Below are 2,332 nucleotides of genomic sequence, written 5' to 3'. Positions count from 1 at the left end.
CTTCTTCCTCTGTTAAAACTATTCGAATAGGAGCAGGCATTTAAAAAATTGTCCCCGTGCAGAAAACACATCTCTTTGATCTTATATTTTATTGTAACCGTCTACTTACCACTATGTAAAAGACTCGAAAGAGTTCCGCCACAGTTGAAGTGAGTAATGAAACAACTGGCGTGCAGGCGACAAATGTACTCAGGGCTGTTAGCTTAAAGCGGTTCAGAGGCTAAGTGGAGTTCTCTCATGATGAACGAAAGTGAACTGTCATCTAAATCGCGTCATGCATCAAAGAGCCAAATAAAGCTGATAGGCTCTAACCAAAAAGGTAAATGGGTGGCATTAAGACTATTACGTTCTTAATGCGTGTGAACAAAACTCCCATCGCGAAAAAGACAGCATCTAAAAGAGAACAGACAACTAAATGACGCAACAGGGTAAGCCCTACAGAGTCTAAGAAAGGTCGAATACTCTTAGTAAGTCCGAGGCAACGAAGACAGAACTTTTTGGAGGGTAGAGGATGAAGTAAAAAGCGAATACTAACCTGTAATGGGATAGATAGGGGTGCAAAATTTGCCCCTGACCGAAAGGAATAGCAGACTTACTTTGAGTCTTATACGAACGACAAAATGTTAAAGAAACCAAATCTGAGGACAAGTTAGATGTTGGCAATAATGTCAACAAACGGAACAAAGAAACAACTAGAAGACTGGAGCCATATTCAATGGCAGAAAGCCAACAAACTTGTTAGGAATCTAAGACAAAGAATCTTTCGTGCTAGAAAACTTGGTAACTTTAAGACTCTTCGGAGTTTACAGAAGTTAATGCAACGAAGTCACGCAAACTTATTATTATCTGTTCGACGTATTACTCAAACTAATAAAGGTAAAGCAACGGCAGGAATTGATAAAGAAATTATCAATACCCCAACGCAAAGAGTGAGCCTGGTAAACAATTGGAAAGGGGGAAACCTCTTGCCAAGCAGAAGGGTGGAGATACCAAAACCTAACGGCAAAAAACGACCACTCGGAATCCCAACCTGCAAGGGCAGAATCGAACAGGCAATAGTTAAGAACTCACTGGAACCCGAATGGGAATCTATGTTTGAACCAAATTCCTATGGATTCAGACCTGGAAAAAGTTGTAAAGTCTTGTGGGGGAAGCTTCCCCCACAGAGCTTTACGTCAAGATGCCATCGGTCAAGATTTTATGAGACTGCAAAGAGGCAGAGACACATGGGTTCTAGAAGCGGATATTCGAGGGTTCTTCGATAACATTGCTCATGAATCCATTCTCAACATGATTAACAATTTTCCAAAAAGAAAATTAATCAGAGAATGGTTAAAAGCTGGATTTGTTTTTGATGGAAAATTTAATCCTACAGAAACAGGCACACTCGCGTGGAGGGGTTATTTCACCTCTACTAGCCAACATAGGATTGCATGGATTAGAAACATACATAAAATCCACCAACTCAAAATTTGGAGTGGTACGCTACGCAGATGATTTTATTGTCACTGCTAGAGACAAAGGAAGTCTTGAGAAAGCCAAAATTCAGATTCAGCAATGGTTGTCAGAAAGAGGACTTGAATTAAGCACGGAGAAGACGTTAATAACGTCAATAGAAGAGGGCTTTGACTTTCTAGGGTTCAACCATCGTCATTACAATGGCAAACTCTTAATTAAACCATCTAAACAGAAAGTCCTTGATTTCTGTAAACGGATAGGGAAAGAAGTTAAGAAATTAGATGGAGCAACACAGGAAGCAATAATTGCCAAATTAAACCCAATTCTCCGAGGTTTTGCTAACTACTACAAAGGTGTGGTTAGCAAAGAAATCTTCAACTATAGCAATCCTAAATGGCTCATGAAAATGCACCATACATGAATACCTTTTGAAAATCAAAAATTTGATGGTGAGTGATTAACTCAAACAATCGCTTCACGGCAAAGAAAGATTTACACAGATGATAGAACTCTCGGATGAACCTCTTTGCGTGTAACCAAACATCTAAGGGCAGGATTTTGTGCAGGAGCATTTGGGGCAAAGCGAATGCAAGTGATCTGCCAATCCAACTCATTTAACTGTTGATTGACCGATGCTAAATATGTTCTGACCTCGCCAGAGCGGTGATAAGTGGCTCCATCCCAAATCAGCGCAATACGGTGGGGACATTGTGAGCGCAGATATTGGAGAAAAGCAATAGTAGACTGGGAATCTCCCTTGTCATAAGCTTTAACTAAAAACCTTTGAGTATAGAGCCCATTTGATATCCCTAAAAAGCTGCAAGCCTCTTGAGCATTAGCCTGACAAAGCAAAGATTCAGCTTCGTTGTTGCAT

At 40.3% G+C, this 2,332-nt stretch carries 2 protein-coding genes and 1 pseudogene; 2 read left to right on the top strand and 1 reads right to left on the bottom strand.

All coding sequences use genetic code 11. From position 1 onward, the window contains the following. Nucleotides 1–653: 653 nt before the first annotated feature. The gene (locus C7B70_RS28175; protein ID WP_369831955.1) at nt 654–1,265 is read left to right on the top strand and encodes a reverse transcriptase N-terminal domain-containing protein; all 612 of its coding nucleotides are present in this window, start codon (nt 654–656) and stop codon (nt 1,263–1,265) included. A gap of 89 nt (nt 1,266–1,354) precedes the next feature. Continuing rightward, entirely contained in the window at nt 1,355–1,879 is a 525-nt protein-coding gene (locus tag C7B70_RS28170; protein ID WP_233221168.1) for a reverse transcriptase domain-containing protein, read from the top strand. A 71-nt stretch (nt 1,880–1,950) separates the two neighbouring features. Here C7B70_RS28170 and C7B70_RS25635 read toward each other — a convergent pair. Then, nucleotides 1,951–2,332: pseudogene (locus C7B70_RS25635) on the bottom strand (hypothetical protein); the annotation flags it as partial.

This window comes from Chlorogloea sp. CCALA 695, assembly GCF_003003885.1.
Classification (GTDB): Bacteria; Cyanobacteriota; Cyanobacteriia; order Cyanobacteriales; family Chroococcidiopsidaceae; genus Aliterella.
Note: the sequence above shows the minus strand (reverse complement) of the source record. Positions and strands in the feature narration are given on the sequence as shown.